General features: G+C 69.6%; 16 protein-coding genes and 1 pseudogene. 10 read left to right on the top strand and 7 right to left on the bottom strand.

Annotated features, from left to right (window positions below; all coding sequences use genetic code 11):
* Positions 1–2 precede the first annotated feature (2 nt).
* Positions 3–605 carry an oligoribonuclease gene (orn, locus tag ACQ86G_RS17000; RefSeq protein ID WP_431256436.1) on the bottom strand — a complete coding sequence of 201 codons (603 nt, stop codon included), beginning with the start codon at positions 603–605 and terminating at the stop codon, positions 3–5.
* A 109-nt stretch (positions 606–714) separates the two neighbouring features.
* Here orn and ACQ86G_RS16995 point away from each other — a divergent pair, with 109 nt between their 5' ends.
* Both ACQ86G_RS16995 and rsgA read left to right on the top strand, forming a co-directional pair.
* Positions 715–2,025 carry a M48 family metallopeptidase gene (locus ACQ86G_RS16995; RefSeq protein ID WP_431261429.1) on the top strand — a complete coding sequence of 437 codons (1,311 nt, stop codon included), beginning with the start codon at positions 715–717 and terminating at the stop codon, positions 2,023–2,025.
* Positions 2,022–2,927: a ribosome small subunit-dependent GTPase A gene (gene rsgA / locus ACQ86G_RS16990; RefSeq protein WP_431256435.1), complete on the top strand. Its 906-nt coding sequence runs from the start codon at positions 2,022–2,024 to the stop codon at positions 2,925–2,927. Before ACQ86G_RS16995 ends, rsgA begins: the two co-directional genes overlap by 4 nt.
* Positions 2,928–2,929: 2 nt before the next feature.
* Here rsgA and ACQ86G_RS16985 read toward each other — a convergent pair whose 3' ends face one another.
* The 5 genes from ACQ86G_RS16985 to ACQ86G_RS16965 all read right to left on the bottom strand — a co-directional run bounded on the left by ACQ86G_RS16985 (position 2,930) and on the right by ACQ86G_RS16965 (position 7,551).
* On the bottom strand, positions 2,930–3,247 hold the full coding sequence (locus ACQ86G_RS16985; protein WP_431256434.1) for a hypothetical protein: 318 nt from the start codon (positions 3,245–3,247) through the stop codon (positions 2,930–2,932).
* A 56-nt stretch (positions 3,248–3,303) separates the two neighbouring features.
* Positions 3,304–4,134 carry an SDR family oxidoreductase gene (locus ACQ86G_RS16980; protein ID WP_431256433.1) on the bottom strand — a complete coding sequence of 277 codons (831 nt, stop codon included), beginning with the start codon at positions 4,132–4,134 and terminating at the stop codon, positions 3,304–3,306.
* Positions 4,135–4,303: 169 nt separating this feature from the next.
* Positions 4,304–4,579: a hypothetical protein gene (locus ACQ86G_RS16975; RefSeq protein ID WP_431256432.1), complete on the bottom strand. Its 276-nt coding sequence runs from the start codon at positions 4,577–4,579 to the stop codon at positions 4,304–4,306.
* A gap of 205 nt (positions 4,580–4,784) precedes the next feature.
* Positions 4,785–6,848: a M3 family metallopeptidase gene (locus ACQ86G_RS16970; RefSeq protein WP_431256431.1), complete on the bottom strand. Its 2,064-nt coding sequence runs from the start codon at positions 6,846–6,848 to the stop codon at positions 4,785–4,787.
* A 19-nt stretch (positions 6,849–6,867) separates the two neighbouring features.
* Positions 6,868–7,551, bottom strand: a complete 684-nt coding sequence (locus tag ACQ86G_RS16965; RefSeq protein ID WP_431256430.1) for a hypothetical protein — start codon at positions 7,549–7,551, stop codon at positions 6,868–6,870.
* A gap of 198 nt (positions 7,552–7,749) precedes the next feature.
* Between ACQ86G_RS16965 and ACQ86G_RS16960 the strand changes: the two genes are divergently transcribed.
* The 3 genes from ACQ86G_RS16960 to ACQ86G_RS16950 are packed head-to-tail and all read left to right on the top strand — an operon-like array spanning position 7,750 to position 11,347.
* Positions 7,750–8,310: a YaeQ family protein gene (locus ACQ86G_RS16960; RefSeq protein WP_431256429.1), complete on the top strand. Its 561-nt coding sequence runs from the start codon at positions 7,750–7,752 to the stop codon at positions 8,308–8,310.
* Positions 8,311–8,363: 53 nt separating this feature from the next.
* A complete protein-coding gene (locus tag ACQ86G_RS16955; protein WP_431256428.1) occupies positions 8,364–10,502 on the top strand; it encodes a prolyl oligopeptidase family serine peptidase in 2,139 nt (712 codons plus the stop codon).
* A complete protein-coding gene (locus tag ACQ86G_RS16950) occupies positions 10,499–11,347 on the top strand; it encodes a DUF924 family protein (protein WP_431256427.1) in 849 nt (282 codons plus the stop codon). Before ACQ86G_RS16955 ends, ACQ86G_RS16950 begins: the two co-directional genes overlap by 4 nt.
* Here ACQ86G_RS16950 and ACQ86G_RS16945 read toward each other — a convergent pair whose 3' ends face one another.
* On the bottom strand, positions 11,348–13,021 hold the full coding sequence (locus ACQ86G_RS16945) for a long-chain fatty acid--CoA ligase (RefSeq protein ID WP_431256426.1): 1,674 nt from the start codon (positions 13,019–13,021) through the stop codon (positions 11,348–11,350).
* 294 nt (positions 13,022–13,315) lie between these two features.
* On the opposite strand from ACQ86G_RS16945, the gene ACQ86G_RS16940 reads away from it, so the two are divergent.
* From ACQ86G_RS16940 to ACQ86G_RS16920, 5 genes and pseudogenes are all read left to right on the top strand, one after another.
* Positions 13,316–13,849, top strand: coding sequence for a hypothetical protein (locus ACQ86G_RS16940; RefSeq protein WP_431256425.1), 534 nt, complete (start codon positions 13,316–13,318; stop codon positions 13,847–13,849).
* A gap of 2 nt (positions 13,850–13,851) precedes the next feature.
* Positions 13,852–15,192, top strand: a pseudogene (locus ACQ86G_RS16935) (histidine kinase dimerization/phospho-acceptor domain-containing protein); the annotation flags it as partial.
* Positions 15,167–15,811, top strand: coding sequence for an ATP-binding response regulator (locus tag ACQ86G_RS16930; RefSeq protein WP_431261428.1), 645 nt, complete (start codon positions 15,167–15,169; stop codon positions 15,809–15,811). The pseudogene ACQ86G_RS16935 and the gene ACQ86G_RS16930, both read left to right, overlap by 26 nt.
* 24 nt (positions 15,812–15,835) lie before the next feature.
* On the top strand, positions 15,836–17,284 hold the full coding sequence (locus ACQ86G_RS16925) for an AAA family ATPase (RefSeq protein ID WP_431256424.1): 1,449 nt from the start codon (positions 15,836–15,838) through the stop codon (positions 17,282–17,284).
* On the top strand, positions 17,281–18,120 hold the full coding sequence (locus ACQ86G_RS16920) for a hypothetical protein (RefSeq protein WP_431256423.1): 840 nt from the start codon (positions 17,281–17,283) through the stop codon (positions 18,118–18,120). The genes ACQ86G_RS16925 and ACQ86G_RS16920 overlap by 4 nt, the downstream gene beginning before the upstream one ends.
* Positions 18,121–18,230 lie beyond the last annotated feature (110 nt).

Here is an 18,230-nt window from a genome sequence, read left to right as displayed (position 1 = left end):
ATTCAATCCAGCTTCAGGAAGTGCTCGCGGTAATGGAGCAGCTCGTCGATGGACTCGTGGATGTCGGCCATCGCGGTGTGCTTCTGGGCCTTCTTGAAGCCTTCCATCGCGGCGGGCTTCCAGCGGCGCGCCAGTTCCTTGAGCGTCGACACGTCCAGGTTGCGGTAGTGGAAGAAGTCTTCCAGCTTGGGCATGTAGTTGGCCAGGAAGCGGCGGTCCTGGCAGATCGAGTTGCCGCACATCGGCGACTTGCCCGCGGGGATGTAGGCCTTCAGGAAATCGATGACCTGCTGCTCGGCGTCGGCTTCGCTGACGGTCGACGCCTTGACGCGGTCGATCAGGCCGCTCTTGCCGTGCGTGCCCTTGTTCCAGGCGTCCATGCCGTCGAGCATCGCGTCGGACTGGTGGACGGCGAAGACCGGGCCTTCGACGCGCACCGTCAGCTGGGCGTCGGTGACGACGACGGCGATCTCGATGATGCGGTCCTTGTCCGGATACAGGCCGGTCATCTCGAGGTCGATCCAGATCAGGTTCTGGTCGTTCAGCGGCAGCACGGGATTGGCGCCGGCGCCAGCGGCGGAGGCGGCAGTGGTGTCGGTGGTCATGGGGTTGTCCTTCAGGTTGGGCGCGATTGTCGCCGAGTCGGGCCCCTCTACACTTGCGTCCATGCAGATCTCTCCCGCGGCGCTCGCCGCCGCTCCGGCGCCTTCGGCGCTGAGCCACTCCCCGCTGGTGCTGACCGCGGCCTTCGTCGCCGCCGTGATGCTGTCCTTCCTGGTCAAGCTGTGGCTGTCCTCGCGCCAGATGCGGCATGTGGCGCGGCATCGCGGCGCGGTGCCGGCCGCGTTCGTCGGGACGGTGCCGCTGTCGGCGCACCAGAAGGCGGCGGACTACACCGTCGCCCGCGGCCGCTTCGGCACGCTGCACCTGGCCTGGGACACCGCGCTGCTGATCGGATGGACGCTGCTGGGCGGGCTGGACCTGCTCAACCAGTGGGCCCTGTCGTGGCGCCCGGCGCTCGGCGACATGGGCTACCAGCTCGGGCTGCTGACCGCGTTCTCGGTGCTGTCCGGCGCGCTGGACCTGCCCTGGTCGATCTACAACATCTTCCGGCTCGAGGAGCGCTTCGGCTTCAACCGCACGACGCTGAAGCTGTTCCTCGTCGACGGCGCGAAGGGACTGGCGGTCGGTGCGCTGCTGGGCCTGCCGATCGCGGCGCTGATCCTGTGGCTGATGGCCCAGGCCGGCGGTCTCTGGTGGCTGTGGGCCTGGGGCGCGTGGATGGGCTTCACCCTGCTGATGCTGGTGATCTATCCCACCGTCATCGCCCCGCTGTTCAACAAGTTCCAGCCGCTGGAGGACGCCGTGCTGCGCGAGCGCGTCCAGACGCTGATGCAGCGCTGCGGCTTCGCGGCCAAGGGCCTGTTCGTGATGGACGGCAGCCGGCGCTCGGCGCACGGCAACGCCTACTTCACCGGCCTGGGCGCCGCCAAGCGCGTGGTCTTCTTCGACACGTTGCTGGAACGCCTGAACCCGCCCGAGGTCGAGGCCGTGCTTGCGCACGAACTGGGCCACTTCAAGCGCCGCCATGTGCTGCAACGCATGGTGCTGATGTTCGCGCTGAGCCTGGCCGGCTTCGCGCTGCTGGGCTGGCTGAGCGCGCAGGCGGGCTTCTACCTCGGCCTGGGGGTGCGCCCCAGCCTGGAGGCGCCCAACGACGCGCTGGCCCTGCTGCTGATCATGCTGGCGCTGCCGCCGTTCACCTTCTTCCTGACGCCGCTGACCTCGCTGTGGTCGCGCAGGCACGAGTTCGAGGCCGACGCCTACGCCTGCGCGCAGGCCAGCGGCGACGACCTGTCCAGCGCGCTGCTGAAGCTGCATGAGGACAACGCCGGCACGCTGACGCCGGACCCGGTGTTCGCGCGCTTCTACTACTCGCATCCGCCGGCCAGCGAACGGCTGGCGGCGATCGCGTCGCTCGCGAGGCCCTCGGCACGGCCCTCTCCCGCAGGGCACGCGGCATGAGCAAGGACATCCAGACCGGGCTGGTGGTGCGCGGACATGGCCGCCACTACGTCATCGAGGACAGCGAGGGCCAGCGCATCCACTGCCTGACCCGCGGCAAGAAGAGCGATTGCGTCGTCGGCGACCGCGTGCGCTGGTTGCGCAGCAGCGATCACGAGGGCGTGATCGAGAAGGTCGAGCCGCGCCGCAACCTGCTGTTCCGCCAGGACGAGTGGAAGACCAAGAGCTTCGCCGCCAACCTGGACCGGCTGCTGATCCTGGTGGCGGTGGATCCGCAGTTCTCCGAGTCGCAGCTGACGCGCGCGCTGATCGCGGCGCGCAGCGCGGGCATCACCGCCGACATCGTGCTGAACAAGACCGACCTGCCCGGCGCGGACGCGGCGCGCGAGCGCCTCGCGCCGTACAAGGCGATGGGACAGAACGTGCTGGAGCTCAGCTTCAAGGGCCGTCCCGACGAGGCCAGCGACGTGCTGCGGCCGATGCTGCACGGCCAGGCGACGCTGGTGCTGGGGCCCAGCGGCACCGGCAAGAGCACCCTGATCAACCTGCTGGTGCCGGACGCGAAGGCGCAGGTGGGCGAGATCTCGGTGGCGCTGAACTCAGGGCGCCACACGACGACCACGACGCAGTGGTACTGGATGGATGCAGAGCGCCAGAACGCGTTGATCGACTCGCCGGGCTTCCAGGAATTCGGCCTGCGGCAGATCGCCGCGCCGGACCTGGCGAGCTACATGGCCGATTTCCAGCCGTATCTGGGCGAGTGCCGCTTCCACAACTGCAGCCACCGGCACGAGCCGGGCTGCGCGGTGCTGGCCGCGGTCGAGGCGGGCAAGATCAGCCCGTCGCGCTACCGCATCTATGACGAGCTCTGGGACGAGCTCAGCGCCCCGCCGAAGTACTGACCTCAGCGTTCCAGGCGTGGGTCCGCGTTGGGGACTTCGCGGACTTCGCGGACTTCGGCGTCGATCACTTCACCTCGCGGCGCCCGGCTGCCGTTCATGCCGTGCATCGCGCCCGGCCGGAACGCCTGCGAGCGGAACTCCGCCGCGCGGCGGAACGTGGCCGTGTGCAGCGTCGGCTTGCGGCCGCGGATCAGGCTCCACAGCAGCACGACGCCGAAGATCACCAGCCCGGCGGCCAGCACGACCAGGAACAGCACGATGGAAGCCGCCGCCAGCACGAGACGGGCAGCGATCGAAATAAGCGTGGAGAGAACGTTCATCGGTCCTTCAGATCGGGGCGATCTCGCGGTTTCAAGTGCAGCCATCCCCCCGGGGTTCAGCCTCGTCCAATGTAGGGCATCTTGGTGGCCATGACCGTCAGGAACGGCACGTTGGCCGACAGCGGCAATTCCGCCATGTAGAGCAGCGCGCTGGCGGCATGGGCGACGTCCATCCGCGGCTCGACCATCGTGCCGCCGTGCGCCTGCGGCACGCCGTGCACGAAGCGCTCGGTCAGGTCGGTCTCGGCATTGCCGATGTCGAGCTGGCCGGCGGCGATGTCGTGCTTGCGCCCGTCCAGCGCCAGCGTCTTCGTCAGCCCGGTGATGGCGTGTTTGGTCGCCGTGTAGGCGATCGACCCCGGCCGCGGCGCGTGCGCCGAGATCGAGCCGTTGTTGACGATGCGCCCGCCGCGCGGCGACTGCCGCTTCATCAGTCCGAAGGCCGCTCGGGCGCACAGGAAACTGCCGGTCAGGTTGATGTCGACGACGGCGCGCCAGGTCTCGATGCTGAGCTCGTCGATGTCCGACGCGGGCGCGCCGCGCCCGGCGTTGTTGAACAGGAAGTCGAGCCGGCCCCAGCGGCGCTCGATCGCGTCGAAGGCGGCGGCGACCTGCGCCTCGTCGGCGACGTCCGTGGGCAGCACGAGCGCGCGTTCCGGCGCGAACGCGGCGGTCTCGCGCAGCATCTCGTCGCGTCGGCCGAGCAGCGCGACCTGCCAGCCGGCCTGCATCAACGCCTGCGCGGCGGCGCGGCCGATGCCCGAACCGGCACCGGTCACGGCGGCGAAGCGGAGCTTGGAGGGCGTCGCCGCGGCGAGCGGGACGACCTCGGGCAAGGCAGTCACGTCGGCAGCGACGGAATCGAGGGCGGCGTGGGCAGAGTCCATCCCCCCATCATAGGGAGCACCGGGGAAACCGGCTGACGCGAGGCTGAAGCGGCGGCGCGCTCCGCGCCCGCATCCCCTCCCTCCGTCACCCCCCGCGCCACCCCTGGCATCGCCGCGTGAAGCGGCGCCGGCCAGGAGAGACGGATGCCGGACAGCGCGTCGTGTTCGCTCATCGCGCCGCCACCTGTTCGCCATCGAGCGTGCGGTCCGCGCGGCGGGACGTGACGACCACCGTCGGCAAGGTCTGCACGTCGCCGGCGGCGCGCAGCGCGGCCAGGGTCTGGGCGGACTTGCCGTTGATGACCACCGTGGGCAGTCGCTGCGGCTCTTCGGCGCGGCTGGGCAGCGCCAGCAGCAGGCCGGCGACGATGCCGGTCGCGACGCCGATCAGCGCGGCGACGCGCTTGACGTTCGTGAATCGGTCGTAGCAGCGAATGGTGTTCATCTCGTTCTCCGGGGCCGCGGGTTGTTCTTGCGGCACGGGACGAATGATTCCAAGGGTTAACCCCCAGCGGAAGCAGGCTGCGACCAACCCGTGCCTGCCGGCGATGAACTGCGGCTGGAGGCGATGAATGCCCCCTTCAAAAGGGTTTACCCCAAGAACTAGGGGCCCCTTGCGGGGCCCCTCCTCCGACGGATGCGGAGACGGATCAGGCGGGAATGAGCCCGCGCCCCTTGAGCATGGGGGCCACGCTCGCATCGCGACCGCGGAAGGCCCGATAGGTCGCGCCCGGCTCGCGGCTGTTGCCGACCGACAGGATGTTGGCCAGCACCGATTGCGCGGTCGCCGCATCGAACGGATCACCCGCCTCGACGAAGGCCTCGAAGGCGTCGCAGTCCAGCACTTCCGCCCACAGGTAGACGTAGTAGCCGGACGCGTAATAGCTGCCCGAGAACAGATGCTGGAAGTGGGTCAGCCGGTGGTTCAGGCCGATCGCCGGGGGCAGTCCCAGCCGCTCCAGCGCCTCGCGTTCGAACGCGACCGGATCCGGCACGTCGGCTTGCTCCTGCGCGTGCAGCGCCAGGTCCACCAGCGCCGACGCGCAGTAGCGCACCGTCTCGTAGCCCTGGTTGAAGGTCGCGGCCGCCTTCAGGCGGTCCAGCAGCGTGTCGGGCAGCGGCTCGCCGGTCTTGTAGTGCCGCGCATGCCGCTTGAGCACCTCGGGCTCGGCCATCCAGTGCTCCATCAGCTGCGAGGGCAGCTCGACGAAGTCGCGCAGCACCTGCGTGCCGGACAGACGCTCGAACTCGACGTCCGAGAGCAGGCCGTGCAGCCCGTGGCCGAATTCGTGGAACAGGGTGCGCACGTCGTCGAAGGACAGCAGCGTCGGTTCGCCCGGCGCGCCCTTGGCGAAGTTGTTGTTGTTCAGGATGATCGGCAGCGCGTCGATGCCGTTGCGGGCCTGCCAGCGCAGCGCGTTCATCCAGGCGCCGCTGCGCTTGGTCGGACGCGCGAAGTTGTCCTGGACGAAGATCCCGCGCAGCGAGCCGTCGGGCCGCTGCACCTCGTAGACCTTCACGTCGGGGTAGTAGCCGGCGACCTGCGGCTGCGCGACGAAGCGCAGGCCGTAGAGCCGCGAGGCGCAGTCGAACATCGCCTGCACCATCGCGTCCAGCGGGAAGTAGGGCTTGACCTCCGCCTCGTCGAGCTGGAAGCGCTGCTGGCGGACCTTCTCCGCATACCAGCGCCAGTCCCAGGCCTCGATCGTCAGGTCGTGGCCGAGCTGGGCGCGCACCTCGTCGAGCATCGCGCGCTCACGCGCCGCGGCCGCCTTGGCGGGCTCCCAGACCCGGTCCAGCAGGCCCTGCACGGCCGACTGCCGGCCGGCCATCGTGTCGGCGAGCGCGTAGTCGGCGAAGCTGCGATGGCCGTGCAGCGCGGCCTGCTCATGGCGCAATGCGAGGAGCTCGCGCACCAGGTCGCGGTTGTCGGTCTCGCCGGCGATCTCGCCGCGGCCGACCCAGGCCCGCCACGCCTGCTCGCGCAGGTCGCGTCGTTCGCTGAAGGTCAGGAAGGGCACGATCAGCGAGCGCGACAGCGTCACGACGTGCACGCCCTCCTCCGCCTGTCCCCGGTCCAGCGCAGCCTGGCGCGCGGCGGCGCGGACGAAGTCCGGCAGGCCGGCCAGCTCGGCTTCACCGCGCAGCACGAGCTGGTAGCCGCTTTCGTCCGCGAGCACGTTCTGCGCAAAGCGGGTGTTGAGCTCGGCCTGACGCTCCATGTTGGCGGCGTAGCGCGCGCGGGCGTCGCCCTGCAGGCGGGCGCCGGCGCGCACGAAATCCAGGTGCACGCGCTCGAGCAGTCGCAGCGACTCGGGCGGCAGGCCCAACGACGCGCGCCGCTCATGCAGCCGCTCGACGCGCTCGAACAGCGCGGCGTTCAGGTAGATCGCGTTGGTATGCGCCGCCAGCGGCCCGGCCATGCGACGTTGCACGGCCTGCAGCTCGGGCGAGCTGGCGGAGGCGCTGAGCGTCGAGAACAGGTGTTCCAGCGCGACCAGCGCGCGGCCCGCGCGATCGAGCGCGGCCAGCGTGTTGTCGAAGTCCGGCGCGGCCGGATTCGCCGCGATCGCGTCGAGCTCGGCGCGGTGCGCGGCGAGCGCGGCCTCGAAGGCGGGTTCGACGTGTTCGGCGCGGATCGCGTCGAACGGGGGCAGCCCGTACGGGCCGGTCCAGGCGGACAGCAGCGGGTTGGACAGCAGGGTCGTGCTCATCGGGTCTGCCCCTTCCTCATCACTTCTTGTTCTGTTCCTTCTTGATCGCGATCTCGTCGGCCTCGTCGTACGAGCGGCTGGCGCACTTGAACTTCCAGTCGTTGCGCTTGTCGTTCAGGTCCTCGACGGCCTCGTTGAAATCGTCGGCGATCTTCTGGTGCGCATCCACGCGGGCGTTGAAGGCCTTGTTGACTTCGACGCGGTCGTTGCGCGCCTTGTTGTAGGCGTCGATCTTCGGCTGCAGGGCGTTGGCGCGCGTCTGGTACTCCTCCTGCTTGGCCTTCAGGTCGGCCTTCTCCATCTTGGACGCGCCGGCTTCGATCTCGGCACCGAAGGCCTTGACGCCGTCGATCTCGGCCTTCAGGGCCGTGCCCTGCGCCTGCATGTCGGACTCGAACTTGTCGGACTCCGCCTTGGAGGCCTTCAGCTCATCCCGCTCCTTCAGGACCACGGCCTTCTGCTTGTCGAGCTCGGCGGCGGTCTCCTCGTTCTTCTGGTTGGCGGTCATGCAGGTGCGCAGTTCGTCGCGCGTCATCAGCTTGCCCTTGCCGCCCTTGGTGGCGGGGGCCGCGGCGGCGGGCGTCGACGTGGCCGGCTTGGCGGCGGGCTTGGCGGGGGCGCCCGTCTGGCCGCTCGTCTGGGCGGAGGCCAGACCGCAGGCCAGCAGTGCCGCGACGGCGAGGGAGGTGCGAAGAGTGTTCATGTCGTCTCTCAAGTCATTGCGCCGGGTGGGCGCTGTCTCGTCGGTACGGACCGTCCGGCTCGCGACCGGTCCGCTCTGCGGGTCGGCATGATGCCACGACCCGGATAATGCGCCGCTTCAGATCGTTTCCGGCCCGCGTGCAGCCCGCACGGCAGGCCGTCCACCCCGAACACGACCGCCCCCAGGCGGCAACCCACCATGGCGCTCAAGGCCACCATCCACAAAGCCCAGCTGCAGCTCTCCGACATGGACCGCCATGTCTACGGCGAGCACTCCCTGACCGTCGCCCGCCATCCGTCGGAGACCGACGAGCGGATGATGCTGCGCATCCTCGCCTACGCGCTGAACGTGCCGTCCGACGATCTGCATGGCAAGCTGGAATTCAGCAAGGGCCTGTCCGACGTGGATGAGCCGCCGCTGTGGCAGCTCGACCTGACCGGCCAGGTCGTGCACTGGATCGAACTGGGCCAGCCCGACGAACGCCGGTTGCGCCAGGCCCACGGCAGAGCCGACCGCGTCACCGTCATCGGCTACGCGTCCAGCACGCCGGTGTGGTGGGCCGGCATCCAGAACAAGCTGCAGCGCACGCCCAAGCTGGCGGTGTGGCAGATCCCGGCGGAACAGGCCCAGGCCCTGGCCGCGCTGGCCGAGCGCGGCATGCAGTGGCAGGTCAGCATCCAGGACGGGACAGCGTACGTCAGCACCGAGAAGGGCGCGGTGGAGATCACGCCGCAGCTGCTGAAGGATCGCGAGGCCTGACGACTGAGGTAAGGTAGGGGCGGGTTTGCCCGCCCTTGAATCAGGAGACCGCAGTGCCTCAATCCGTGCCGTCCGCGACCACCGACTCGACCGCCGCCCAGGACGACCCGTTCCTGTGGCTCGAAGCGCTCGAGGGTGACGAGGGTGAACGCGCCTTGCAGTGGGTGCGCGAGCGCAACGAGGGCACCCTCGCCGCGCTGAAGGCCGAGCCCGAGTTCGAGCCGGTGCGCGAGGAACTGCTGCAGATCCTCAATGCCCGCGACCGCATCCCCCATGTCGCGCGGCGCGGCGACTGGTTCTACAACCTCTGGCAGGACGAGGCCCATCCGCGCGGCCTGTGGCGGCGCTGCACGCTGGAGGAATACCAGCTGGCGGAGCCTCCGTGGCGCCTGGTGCTGGACCTGGATGCGCTGGGCCGCGACGAGGGCCGCAGCTGGGTCTTCCACGGTGCCACGGCGTTGGCCCCCGAATACCGCCGCTGCCTGGTGTCGCTGTCCGACGGCGGTGCCGATGCGCACGAGCTGCGCGAATTCGACCTGGAGACGCTGCGCTTCATCGCCCCGGCCGATGGCGGCCTCTTCGTGCCCGAGGCCAAGAGCGATGTCGAATGGCTGGACGCCGACACGCTGCTGGTCGGCAGCGACTTCGGGCCGGACTCGCTGACCGAGTCGGGCTACCCGCGGCAGGTCCGGCGCTGGGCGCGCGGCACGCCGCTGGAGGCGGCGCCGGTGATCTTCGAGGGCGAGAAGGCCGACGTCTCCGTCTCCGCGTCGGTCGACCGCACGCCGGGCTTCGAGCGCGTCGTGTTCAGCCGCGCGCTGGACTTCTACAACGAATCGCGCTTCCTCTGGAAGGACGGCGCCTTCGTCCCCATCGACCTGCCCAGCGACATGAGCGTCCACCTGGAAGGTCCGTGGATGCTGCTGCGTCCGCGCACCGACTGGGCGATCCCGCACGGACCGACCTATCCATCGGGTTCGCTGCTGCTGATGGAGGAAGCCTCGTTCTGGAAGAACGAGCGCCATGACAAGCACATCCGGGTGATGTTCTCGCCGACGGCGGGACGCTCGCTCGAGGACTACACGCTGACGCGCCACCATCTGCTGATCAACGTCAGCGAGCACGTCGCGAGCCGGCTCGAAGAGTGGGACCTGTCGCACCGGCCGCCGACGCTGCGCCAGGTCAAGGCGCCCTTCCCCGGCACGCTGAGCGTGCAGAGCCTGCATGACCCGGAGCTGCTCGAGGACACGCTCGGCGACCGCTACCTGCTGCATTACTGCGATTTTCTGACGCCGGACGTCGTGTGCCTGGCGCAGGCCGGCGTCGACACGCGCGAGACGCTCAAGCAGCGCGGTGCGCAGTTCGATGCCCACGGCATGGCGGTCGAGCAGCGCTTCGCCACCAGCGCCGATGGCGAGACGGTGCCCTACTTCGTCATCGGCAGACGCGGCCGCAACGCGCAGGCGCAGAAGGACACGCCCACGCTGCTCTACGGCTACGGCGGCTTCGAGGTCTCGCTGCAGCCCTGGTACTCCGGCGGCAACGGTCGCGCGTGGCTGGCACGCGGCGGGCAGCTGGTCGTCGCCAACATCCGCGGCGGCGGCGAGTACGGCCCGCGCTGGCACCAGGCGGCGACGCTCGAGCACAAGCAGCGCAGCTTCGACGATTTCATCGCCGTGGCCGAGGACCTGATCGCCCACGGCCTGACGCGGCCCGGACGGCTTGGGATCATGGGCGGCAGCAACGGCGGGCTGCTGGTCGGCGCCTGCATGGTGCAGCGGCCGGAGCTCTTCGGCGCGGTCGTGTGCCAGGTGCCGCTGCTCGACATGAAGCGTTATCACCTGCTGCTGGCGGGGGCGTCCTGGATGGCCGAGTACGGCGATCCGGACGAGCCCGACGACTGGGCGCACATCGCCGCGTACAGCCCGTACCAGCAGCTCAAGCCCGGCGTCACGTATCCGAGGGCGCTGTTCGCCACCTCGACGCGCGACGACCGCGTGCATCCCGGCCATGCGAGGAAAATGGCGGCTCGCATGCTGGCGTTGGGCCAGACCTGCTTCTATTACGAAAACATCGAGGGCGGCCACGGCGGCGCTGCGGACAACCAGCAGCGGGCGCTGTTGCAAGCCCTCGAGTTCGCCTACTTGTGGCGACAGCTCGGCAGGGAGGCCTCTCGTGGAGACGCATCTTGAATTTCGTCATCCAGCATCATCCTGACGCCCGATGCTTCCTTGCGCAGCCGCAACCCGGACTGCAATGCCGCCTCGACTACGAGCGGCACGGTGAACAGCTGATCATCACCCACACCGGCGTGCCGGCGCAGTTGACGGGGCAAGGCCTCGCCGCCGCGCTGGTGGAGGCCGCCGCACGTTGGCTGGCGGAGTTCCCGCTGCAGCTGGTGCCAGGCTGCAGCTACGTGCGGCACTGGCTGCTGCGGCATCCGCGCTGGCAGCGGCTGCTGACGCCGGCGCCGGCGCAGCGCGTGCTCAACGAGTGGTTCGGCCTGCCCGGCAGCGAGCAGGACGGCCAGGTGCAGATGAAGTGGTTCAAGAAGGACGCCGCCTTCGACGCGGCGCTGCGCGAGCGCTTCGGGCCCGTCATCGACCAGGCCTTGCAAGGCGGGCTGCGCGACTGGGACTCGACGGCCTGGGGCGCGCTGGCGCGGATCCTGGTGCTGGACCAGTTCACGCGCAATGTCCACCGCGACACGCCGACGTCCTTCGCGGGCGATGCGCTGGCGCTGGAGGCGTCCTTGGCGTTGCAGCCGCGCGCGCAGGAGCTCGGCGTGCTGGAGCGCTGGTTCGTCGCGATGCCGCTGGAGCACGCCGAGGACCTCGCGATGCAGGACCGCAGCGTTGCGGCCTTCGAGGCGCTGGCTGCCGAAGACCCGCGATTGAAGGATGCGCTCGACTACGCGCACAAGCACCGTGAGGTCATCGTCCGCTTCGGACGATTCCCGCATCGCAACGAGATCCTCGGCCGCGAGAGCACGCCGGAGGAATTGGCGTTCCTGAAGCAGCCGGGTTCGCGGTTCTGACTACGTCGACTCCTTCTCCTGCAGCAACCGCCACATGACCTTGCCCGAGCCCGACTTGGGCAGCGCATCGACGAACTCGACGATGCGCGGCGCCTTGTAGGCCGCCATGTGTTCATGGGCCCAGTCGATGATGTCCTTGTCGGTGGTCTGGCCCCTGGCCTCGGCGCGCAGCACGACGACCGCCTTCACCGTCTCGCCGCGGTACGCGTCCTTGGCCGCGATGATGCAGGCTTCCTGCACGGCGGGATGGCGGTACAGCAGCATCTCCACCTCCGACGGCCAGACCTTGTAGCCGCTGGCGTTGATCATCCGCTTGAGCCGGTCGGTGATGAAGAAGTAGCCCTCCTCGTCCATGCGCCCGAGGTCCCCGGTGCGGAAGAAGCGCTTGCCGTCGAGCTCGACGAAGGCCGCGTCGGTCGCCTCCGGCTGCCGCCAGTAGCCCTGGAACACCATCGGGCCGTGGGTGATGATCTCGCCCACCTCGCCGACCGGCATTTCCTCCAGCGTCGTCGGATCGACGACGCGTGAATCGACGCCGAAGATCGGGATGCCCAGGCACTGCAGCTTCGCGCGCTCGGGCGGATTGCCGTGGCTGGGCGCGGCGGTCTCGGTCAGGCCGTAGCCCTCGGCGAAGGTCAGGCCGAACTCGCCCTGCAAGCGCTCCGCCACCGCCTTGGGCATCGCCGCGCCGCCGCCGCTCAGGTAGCGCAGGCTGCGCAGGTCGAAGGACTTGTAGTTCGGGCTTGCGAACAGGTCGATGATCATCGTCGGGATGCAGGTCCAGTGCGTGACCTGGTACCGCGAGATGAGACGTCCGCAGAGCTCGCGGTCCCAGCGCGGCATGATCACCAGCGTCATGCCGATGAACACCGGCCCCAGCACGCCGTACAGCGTCCCGGTGATGTGGAACATGGGCACCACGGCCAGCCCCACCGACTCCGCGCTCGCGTAGCCCCACTGGCAGCCGCCGCAGCTGTTGGACATCAGCGTCGCGTTCGTGTGCACGCAGCCCTTGGGCAGTCCGGTCGTGCCGGACGTGTAGGGCAGCATCGCCAGATCGTCGGGTCCCGCGGTGTGCGGGCCCGGCACATGGCCAGCTGAGATCGCTTCGCGCCAGTCGGTCGCGCCATGCGGGAGCTCGTGCACGGCGGTCAGCCAGGCACGCATCGCTTCGGGCGCATCGCAAGCGGGATCGGGGCCGGCGGGCGGCAGCATCTGCCAATACTGCGTCACCAGCAATGCGCGCGGGCGCTGCGACGCGGGCAGCTTCTCCGACGCGCGGGCGACGATGCCGGCGAGTTCACCGCTGCAGATCACGACCTTGGTCTCGGGGTCGGTCAGGTAATGGCCGAACTCGTCCTCGCGGTTCATCGGATTGACCGGCACCACGACCGCGTCCGCACGGTTGATCGCATAGAACGCGATCAGGTACTGCGGGCAGTTCTGCAGGAACAGCGCGACGCGGTCGCCCTTGCCCACGCCCTGCGCGCGCAGCCAGCCGGCCAACGCCTCGGCCTGGCGGCGCATCTCGCGGAAGCTGAGCGTGGCGCCCAGGAACTGCGTCGCGGCCTTGTCCGGATACCGGCTCGCGGCGACCTCGAGGTTGAACCACAGCGAGGTCCGCGGGATCGCCAGCCGCCGCGGCAGCCGGGCCGGCCAATGGCTGTACTGCACATCGGCGTTCTCGGGACGGGGGTGACCACGCGCGTCATCGATCTGTCTCCTGTCTATGGTTTGGACCGATCTTCAGTCGGTCGCGCCGCGCCCCTTGTCCCGCCAGCGACAAGACCTGTTACCGATCGTGTGCGATGCGGTGTGGTGTAAACCAGACTCGTCCCTGGCATTGGGGTGCGCCCGAAGATGCTCCGCTCCACCCCCACGCGTAGCATGCGGGCTTTCACCAATGCCCCGTACGGCATCCGCTCCCGATCCGGCTGCGTCGATGTGCGGCGGGGCCGTGTTCCGTCCATGCCGATCGCGCGCCGTTCCGCCCTGCTGGGGCTGTTGACCTGTGTCCTGGGCCTCACCGCCGCCTCGACGGCGGGGGCCGTTCCCGCCGAGCAGCCGCTGGACCAGCCGGCCGGCCCGGTCGTGCTGACCGTCGGTGGTGCGCTGCGCAACGCCAACCGCGATGGTCGTGCGGCCTTCGACATGGCCATGCTCGAGAAGCTGCCGCAGGTGAGCTTCAGCACGCAGACCCCCTGGTACCCGGGCCCGCGCAAGTTCACCGGCCCGCTGCTACGCGACGTGCTTGCCGCCGCTGGCGCGCAGGGGCGCGCGATCGAGGCACGTGCGCTCAACGACTACCGCGTGCACATCCCCGTCGACGACAGCGCGCGTTACGACGTCATCGTCGCGCGGCTGATCGACGACAAGCCGATGGCCGTGCGCGACAAGGGCCCGTTGTTCCTGATCTATCCGTTCGACCGCGCGCCCGAACTCCGCAACAGCATCTTCTACGGGCGCTCGGCGTGGCAGCTCACCCACCTGGAGCTGCGTTGACCATGACGCGCGACGCCGCCCGCGCCGACAGCGCCAAGGTCGACACGAAGGTCAGCGCCAAACAGCGCCGCTGGCGCATCGCCGTCTCCGCGATGGGCCTGCTGCTGGTGCTGGCGCTGGCGTGCGTCGCCTGGCTGCAGGCGCGCCAGTACGAGGCGCTCAACGGGACGCGCCGCTACCAGGACGACTACCTCGTCTGGAGCCTGTTCCAGTTCGAGACCGAGTACCTGAAGCTGCGCCTGTCGCTCGAACAGGCCGCCGGCCCGAGCGTGGCCGTCGATCCCGACCAGGTCGCGCAGCGCTACGAGATCTTCGTCAGCCGGCTGAACCTGGTGGAGAGCGAGCACGCCGCCCTCGTGCTGGCGCACCATCCCGACTACCAGCGCACGCTGGCGCGCACGCAGGACTTCGTCCGCTGGGCCGATGCGCTGCCGCTCAACGGCGCATTGATCCGCGAGCATCCGGAGCGGATCGCCGAGGTCATCGACCGGCTCGACCCGCTGGCCGATCCGATCCGCGACCTGTCGCTGACCTCGACGCATCATGTCGCGGAGGACGTGACCCAGCGCAACGAGATCGTGCGCAACCAGAGCCGCATCAGCCTGGGGCTGACGGCGGCGCTGTCGGCCATGGCCCTGCTGTTCGCCGCCGTCATCTATCGCCAGTTCCGCGGCCTGGAGCGCTACGGCGACAAGCAGAAGGCGCTGGCCGCGCGGCTCATCGACGCACAGCGCGAGGCCGACGCGGCCAACCGCGCCAAGACGGTCTTCCTGGCCAACATGAGCCATGAGCTGCGCACGCCGCTGCAGGGGCTGCTCGGCATGCTGGGCCTGATCCGGGAGGCGCCGCTGACGACCGCGCAGCAGGAACAGCTGAAGGCGGCCAACGACTGCGCGCGCCATCTGCTGGCGGTGCTGGGCGACATCCTGGACGTGACGCGCATGGAGGCCGGCGGACTGTCGATCGCGCCGGAACCGCTGCAGCCGGGCGCGCTGATGAAGGAACTCGAGGCGCTGAGCCGACCGCAGGCCGCGGCCAAGGGGCTGGCGCTGCACTTCGGCGTCGACGACGACGTGCCCGGGTGGGTGCAGGCCGATCCGACGCGGCTCAGACAGATCCTGCTGAACCTGCTCAGCAACGCGCTGAAGTTCTGCGACCGCGGTCACATCGGCTGCCAGATGCGGCGCGGCGTCGGTGCGTTGGGCGAGGACCTGCTGATGGTCGAGGTCAGCGACACCGGTCCCGGCATCGACGCGCAGACGCAGGCGCGGCTGTTCCAGCGTTTCAGCCAGGGCGACGCCAGCACCTCGCGGCGTCATGGCGGCGCGGGACTGGGGTTGGAGATCTCGCGCTCGGCTGGCGCGCGCGATGGGCGGCGACATCCACGTGCAGAGCGCGGTCGGCCAGGGTGCGCGCTTCACGCTCGCGCTGCCGCTGCGCGCGGGCGCGGACCTGCCGCCGGGACGTCTGGTGCCGGGTCTGCCCGGCCTGCCCGGCCCGTCGGACATCGCGGACGCCTCGCACGGTGCCCACGCGGCGAACGCGGCCGCTGCCGCCGCCGCACCCGTGACCGGCCTGCGCGTGCTGGTGAGCGAGGACAACCCGACCAACCGCATCGTCATCGAGGCGATGCTGGAGCGGCTCGGCCATGTCCCGACGCTGTGCGAGAACGGTCTGCAGGCGCTGCACGCGTTGCGCCAGCAGCCCTTCGACCTCGTGCTGATGGACCTGCACACGCCGCAGATGGACGGCTTCGAGGCGACGCGGCTGATGCGCGAGATGCCGGCGCCGCGCGGCCGGCTGCCGATCATCGCGTTCTCGGCGGATGCGTTCGAGGAGTCGCGCCAGAAGGCCGATGCGGCCGGCATCAGCGCCTTCCTCGCCAAGCCGGTCGAGCTGGAGACGCTGCGTGTCTGCCTGCAGGCGCTGGCGCCCTCGCCCGCGCGGCCTGAGGCCGCCTGAGGCCGCCTGAGGAAAGCCCCACCCATGTACCTGTCCCGGATCGCACTCACCAACGTGCGTTCGATGTCGTCGCTGGCGATCGACTTCGGCGCCGGCCCGGACGCGCCGGCCGGCACGAACCGGCGCTGGACCCTGCTGCTCGGCGAGAACGGCTGCGGCAAGAGCACCGTGCTGCGCGCGATCGGCCTGCTGCTGGCGGGCAGCGAGGCCTTGCCGGAGCTGCTCGGCGACACGGACACGTGGATCCGCAACGGCATGCGGCAATGCCGGATCGCCGGCACGCTCGTGACCGCGAAGGGCGAGCCGCGCGAGATCGCGCTGGAGCTGCATCGCGGCGATGGTCTGCGGGAGATCTTCGAACGCAACGCGCAGACGCTGGAGGCGTTGGATGCGGCGATCCGCCATGCCGACCGCAACTACTTCGTCCTGGGCTACGGGGTCTCGCGCCGCCCGCCCGACAGCGGCAAGCGCGCCAGCGGCCCGCTGGACGATTCGGCGCGGTCGTCGCGGGCGCGCGCGCTGGCGTCGATGTTCTCGCCGGACGCGCCGCTGGTGTCGCTGCAGCGCTGGGCCATGGACATCGACTACCGGCGCGGCGACGCGGCCTTGGCGCCGATCCGCTCGGCGCTCAACCAGTTGATGCGCGGCATGAACTTCTCGCGCATCGACAAGGCATCAGGCCAGCTGATGTTCAAGACGGTCGATGGCGAAGTGCCGCTGAACCAGCTGTCCGACGGCTACCAGAACATGGCGGCCTGGTGCGGCGACCTGCTCTTCCGCATCACCGAAGCCTTCCCCGATCGGAAGGATCCGCTGGCCACGCGCGGCGTGCTGCTGATCGACGAACTCGACCTGCACCTGCATCCCGTCTGGCGGCGGCAGCTGGTGGACTTCCTGTCGGCGTTGCTGCCGCACTTCCAGTTCATCGCGACGACGCACTCCGCATTGACCGCGCAGCAGAGCGGCGAAGGCGAGCTCTTCGTCATCCGCCGCGACGGTCCGAAGCAGCGGCCGGTGCTGGTGCCCTTCGTCGGCGAGCCGCGGCTCATGATGCTGCACCAGTTGCTGATGAGTCCGATGTTCGGGCTCGAGTCGATGGACTCGGTCGCGGTGGAGGCCGCGCGCAACACCGCGCGCAAGCTGCACACGAAGACGAAGACGCAAGGCAAGGCGCTGACCTCGCGCGAACGCGCTCAACTGCAGCGCAGTGCCGAGGTCCTGCGCGTTGCGCCCGAGTGGGATGCCGTCCCCGATTACGCGCGGCAGCAGACCGCGCTGTTGAAGGAACTCAAGGCGACGATCGCGAAGCAGGCGGCGAAGTCGGTGGCGAAGCCTGCGCCCACGAAGCCGGCGTCCAGGAAGACGACAGCGCCGGTCGCGAAGAAGACGCCCACAACGAAGGCCGCGCCGACTCCAGCGCTGTCGCCGGAGAAGCTGAGGGCGGCGGTGAAGCGGGTGGAGCGTTCGAAGTGATCCGCCTGCGACGCGGCCGGGACGCCGCGACCCTGGGCGCGTTCACCGGCGCGAAGCTGCAGCAGCGGCTGCTCAAGCTCGAGGGCTACTTCTACGAGGACGGCGGCACGGTCGACTTCAAGCCCAAGGCGCGCCAGATCTGGTCGACCGCCAAGACCGCGTTGAAGCTCGACTCGGCCGGCAAATGCGCGTACTGCGAGGCCGACACGGCCGTCGTCGCGCATGGCGACGTCGAGCATTTCCGTCCCAAGGACCTGTACTGGTGGCTCGCGTACTGCGTCGACAACTACACCTTCAGCTGCCAGGTCTGCAACCAGGTCTACAAGGGCAACGCCTTCCCGGTCACCGGCACGCGCTTGAAGCCGCCGCGCATGCCTGCCGCGCCGCCGGCCGACGCGGCGAAGGCGGCGGCGCTCGCGGCGACCTTCTGCCTCGATCCCGCGAGTGCGACAGACGCGTCGCTGAAGCGTTTCTTCGCCGGCGAGCAGCCGCACCTGCCCGATCCCTACCTCGTCGATCCCGAGAAGCTGCTGTCCTGGAACGCGATCGAGGAGACGCACGAAGTCTGGCTCCTCCCGCGTGGACGCTCGGCGAAAGCCAAGGCGGCCGCGAAAGCGGCAGAGGAAGTGCTCGGCCTCAACCGCACGGAGCTGTTGCGCCTGCGTTGGAATCACTACGACCTGCTGCGCACCCTGGCGCTCGCGTTCCAGGAGATGGACCCGACGTCTCCGAACGCGGCCAAGGTCCTTGCCGGCATCCGCCGCCGCGCCGACGGCGACCAGCCGTTCGCGGCCATGACGCGGCACTTCCTGCGCGCCTGGGGCTTGCTCCCCTGATCCCCCCAAAGGTCAGCCCCCTTCAACCCCTCTTCGGAGGGCGGCGTTCCGACTGGCGGTCAGCGCCGATTCATCCGACAGTGGACGCATTCCTTTCGTCCTATCTGACG

This window comes from Roseateles chitinivorans (assembly GCF_050632145.1).
In the GTDB taxonomy this organism is placed as follows: domain Bacteria; phylum Pseudomonadota; class Gammaproteobacteria; order Burkholderiales; family Burkholderiaceae_C; genus Roseateles; species Roseateles chitinivorans_B.
Note: the sequence above shows the minus strand (reverse complement) of the source record. Positions and strands in the feature narration are given on the sequence as shown.